Origin of the sequence: Streptomyces sp. SPB074, assembly GCF_000154905.1 — a bacterium.
GTDB lineage: Bacteria > Actinomycetota > Actinomycetes > Streptomycetales > Streptomycetaceae > Streptomyces.
The window spans coordinates 5,871,925-5,875,979 of record NZ_GG770539.1; the positions used below are offsets into that span (position 1 = coordinate 5,871,925).

At 74.1% G+C, this 4,055-nt stretch carries 4 protein-coding genes; 2 read left to right on the forward strand and 2 right to left on the reverse strand.

The features are described 5' to 3' along the window. A partial coding sequence (locus SSBG_RS24840; protein WP_008748821.1) for a response regulator occupies window positions 1-619 on the reverse strand: 619 nt, incomplete at its 3' end. A gap of 70 nt (window positions 620-689) precedes the next feature. Continuing rightward, a complete protein-coding gene (locus SSBG_RS24845; protein WP_037870576.1) occupies window positions 690-1,517 on the reverse strand; it encodes a PD-(D/E)XK nuclease family protein in 828 nt (275 codons plus the stop codon). Window positions 1,518-1,845: 328 nt separating this feature from the next. Between SSBG_RS24845 and SSBG_RS24855 the strand changes: the two genes are divergently transcribed. Then, window positions 1,846-3,090: a site-2 protease family protein gene (locus tag SSBG_RS24855; protein WP_037870579.1), complete on the forward strand. Its 1,245-nt coding sequence runs from the start codon at window positions 1,846-1,848 to the stop codon at window positions 3,088-3,090. A gap of 45 nt (window positions 3,091-3,135) precedes the next feature. After that, a complete protein-coding gene (locus tag SSBG_RS24860) occupies window positions 3,136-4,029 on the forward strand; it encodes a tRNA (adenine-N1)-methyltransferase (protein ID WP_007828985.1) in 894 nt (297 codons plus the stop codon). Window positions 4,030-4,055 lie beyond the last annotated feature (26 nt).

The window sequence follows — 4,055 nt, forward strand, 5'->3', positions numbered from 1 at the left end:
GCACCCGGTCGCGCAGCCCCAGCTTCGTGAGCACGTGCCCCACATGCGTCTTCACCGTCGTCTCGCTCACGAACAGGTCCGCCGCGATCTCCGCGTTCGACAGGCCCCGCGCCACCAGCTTGAGCACCTCCACCTCGCGCTCCGTGAGCGTCTGGAGGGAACTCGGCTGCTGCTCCTCGCCGGAGGGCAGGTGCCCCGCGTACTTGTCGAGCAGCCGCCGCGTCACACTCGGCGCGAGCATCGCCTCGCCGCTCGCCACCACCCGGATCGCCTGCACCAGTTCGTGCGCCGGCGCGTCCTTGAGGAGGAAGCCGCTCGCCCCGGCGCGCAGCGCCTCCACGACGTACTCGTCCAGGTCGAAGGTCGTCAGGACCAGCACCTTGACCGGGCCGTCCCGCTCGGGCCCCGTGATCTGCCGGGTCGCCTCGACCCCGTCCATCCGGGGCATCCGGATGTCCATGAGGACCACGTCCGGCTGGAGCGCCCGCACCTGGTCGAGCGCCTGCGCCCCGTCCCCGGCCTCGCCCACCACCGCCACATCGGGCTCGGCCTCCAGGATCATCCGGAAGCCGGTGCGCAGCAGCGGTTGGTCGTCCACCAGGAGGACACGGATCGCCACGGGAAGTCTCCTTCGTTAGTCCCGGGCCATTGTGCCCTGCGCCCGGCGGCGGCACGGGGCCGGTCCGGTTTCAGGCCCCCGCGCCCGCCGCTGGCCCCTCGGCGGCCGACCCGGCCGGGCGCACCGGGAGCGGGTACGGCGGGGGAGTGCCGCCGAACTCCGGGCACACCGCCCGGTGATCGCACCAGCCGCACAGCTTCGAGGGGCGCGGCCGCCACTCCCCGCTCGCCGTCGCCTCCTCGATCGCCCGCCACAGCGCGTGCAGCTTCCGCTCCACGCGCTCCAGGTCCCCCTGGACCGGGTCGTAGGTGAGCACGTCCCCGCTGCCGAGGTAGACGAGCTGGAGCCGGCGCGGCAGGACGCCCTTGAGGCGCCACACCACGAGCGCGTAGAACTTCATCTGGAACAGCGCCTCCTCCGCGTACTGCGGACGCGGCGCCTTGCCCGTCTTGTAGTCCACGATGCGGACGTCGCCGGTCGCGGGCGCGACATCGATCCGATCGATGATGCCGCGCAGGCGCAGCCCCGAGTCGAGCGCCGTCTCCACGAACAGCTCGCGCTCGGCCGGTTCGAGGCGCGTCGGGTCCTCCAGCGTGAACCACCGTTCGATCAGCCGTTCGGCCGAGGCCAGCCACTCCGCCAGCCGCTCCCCGGCCGCCGCCGCGTCCCCGCCCGCCGTCCCGGCGAACAACTCGTCCAGTTCGGGGCGCGCCGCGCGCAGCTTCTCCCACTGCCCCGGCAGCAGCGCCCGCGCCCGCTCCGCCGTGCGCTCCCCGGCCGGGGCGTCGAAGAGCCGCTCCAGGACCGCGTGCACGAGGGTGCCGCGCGTCGCCGCCTCGCTCGGCTTCTCCGGCAGCCGGTCGATGACACGGAAGCGGTAGAGCAGCGGACACCGCATGAAGTCGCCCGCACGCGAGGGCGACAGCGAGGACGGGGGAGCCGGCGGCCTCGGCGCCGGGACGGGAGCCCCCTCCGCCCCGGCGGCCGGTACGCCGACGCCGCCCGTCACCCCGCCGGGCGCCTCCGCCCCGGCCGCACCGGAGATGCCCCCGTCCGCCGGGGCCGCCCCCCTGCCACCGGCCTCCCCGCCGCCCGTCCCACGGGCCTCCGGCACCGACGCCTGAATCGCGCTGCTCTCCATGACCCCCGACCCTACGGCCCCGTACCGGCATCCCGGCGCATACCATCGACTCCAGCCAAGGCACCGACGAGGGGAACGTTTCACCGTGGACGAACGCGGCGAGAACGGGCACGCGCCCACCGGGGGTCCCGGCGGTCGCCCGCCCGCCCCGCACGGCAGACGTCCCGCGCGCGAGCCGGGGGAGCCGGGCAACGGGTTCCTCGTCGGGCGTCCCTTCGGCGTACCGGTGTACGTCGCACCGAGCTGGTTCCTCGTCGCCGCCCTCATCACCTGGGTCTTCGGCGGGCAGCTCGACCGCGTGCTCCCCGAACTCGGCGGCGTCCGCTACCTCGTCTCGCTCTTCTTCGCCCTCGCCTTCTACGCCTCCGTCCTCGTCCACGAACTCGCCCACACCGTCGCGGCCCTCCGCTTCGGCCTGCCCGTGCGGCGCATCCAGCTCCAGTTCTTCGGCGGCGTCTCGGAGATCGAGAAGGAGAGCGAACGCCCGGGACGCGAGTTCGTCCTCGCCTTCGTCGGCCCGCTCCTCTCCCTCGTCCTCGCCGCCGTCTTCTACGGCCTGCTCTACACGGTCGAGCCGGGCACCGTGCCCGGCGTCCTCGTCGCCGGGCTGATGATCTCCAACCTCATCGTCGCCGTCTTCAACCTGCTCCCCGGGCTGCCGCTGGACGGCGGCCGGATGCTGCGCGCCGTCGTGTGGAAGTGCACCGGCAGCGCGATGAAGGGCAGCGTCGCCGCCGCCTGGGCCGGGCGGGGCCTCGCCGTCGCCGTCCTGATCGGGCTCCCGCTGCTCACCCAGTCGGACCTGCTCGGCGACGCCCCCGAGACGGTGAGCGCCACCGACACCGTCTTCGACGCGCTGCTCGCCGCGATCCTCGCCGCGATCATCTGGACCGGCGCGGGCAACGGACTGCGCATGGCCCGCCTCCGCGAGCACCTGCCGGAGCTGCGCGTGCGCACCCTCACCCGCCGCGCCATCCCCGTCGAGGGCGCGACGCCGCTCTCCGAGGCGCTGCGCCGCGCCAACGAGGCGGGCGCCCGCGCCCTCGTCGTCGTGGACGGCCACGGCACACCGCAGGCCCTCGTCCGCGAGAGCGGCATCGTCGCGGTGCCCGAGCACCGCCGCCCCTGGGTCCCCGTCTCGACCCTCGCCCAGGACCTCAGCGACGACCTCCGCGTCTCCGCCGAACTCGGCGGCGAGGAACTCCTGGAGCGGCTGCGCGCGCACCCGGCGAGCGAGTACCTCGTGATCGAGGAGAGCGGCGAGATCTACGGGGTCCTCTCCGCCGCCGACGTGGACCGCGCCTTCGTCCGGGCCATGGCCAGGCCCTGACGGCTCCGTGCGGGGGCACCCGGACGGCCCGGTAGGCTTGCGCCCATGTCCGAACCGACCGGTGCCGCCCGCCGACGCGGGCCCTTCAAGGTCGGGGACCAGGTACAGCTCACCGACCCCAAGGGCCGCCACTACACCTTCACGCTCGAAGCCGGGAAGAACTTCCACACCCACAAGGGTTCCTTCCCGCACGACGAGCTGATCGGCTCCCCCGAAGGCAGCGTGGTCCGCACCACGGGGAACGTCGCCTATCTCGCGCTGCGCCCCCTGCTCCCCGATTTCGTCCTGTCCATGCCCCGCGGGGCCGCCGTCGTCTATCCCAAGGACGCCGGGCAGATCATCGCCTTCGCCGACATCTTCCCCGGCGCGCGCGTCGTCGAGGCCGGCGTCGGCTCCGGCTCGCTGAGCGCCTTCCTGCTGCGCGCCATCGGCGACCACGGGATGCTGCACAGCTACGAGCGCAGGGCCGACTTCGCGGAGATCGCGCAGGGCAACGTCGAGCGCTACTTCGGCGGCCCGCACCCCGCCTGGGAACTGACCGTCGGCGACCTCCAGGACCACCTGAGCGACACCGAGGTGGACCGCGTCGTCCTCGACATGCTCGCGCCCTGGGAGTGCCTGGAGGCCGTCTCCAAGGCGCTCGTGCCCGGCGGCATCCTGTGCTGCTACGTCGCGACGACGACGCAGCTCTCGCGCACCGTCGAGACGATCCGCGAGCACGGCTGCTTCGCCGAGCCGCAGCCCTGGGAGTCGATGATCCGCAACTGGCACGTGGAGGGCCTCGCGGTCCGCCCCGACCACCGCATGATCGGCCACACCGGCTTCCTCGTCACCGCCCGCCGCCTCGCCGATGGCGTCGAGCCGCCCATGCGCCGCCGCCGCCCCGCCAAGGGCGCCTACGGCGACGACTACGAGGGCCCGGGCAGCGGCAGCCGCTGACCCCCGGCGGGACGCCCCCACCCCGG

Bases quoted from the DNA above. Each gene is read 5' to 3' on its own strand.
- SSBG_RS24860 (WP_007828985.1), top strand. From the start codon at position 3,136: ATGTCCGAACCGACCGGTGCCGCCCGCCGACGCGGGCCCTTCAAGGTC.
- SSBG_RS24845 (WP_037870576.1), bottom strand. From the start codon at position 1,517: ATGCGGTGTCCGCTGCTCTACCGCTTCCGTGTCATCGACCGGCTGCCG.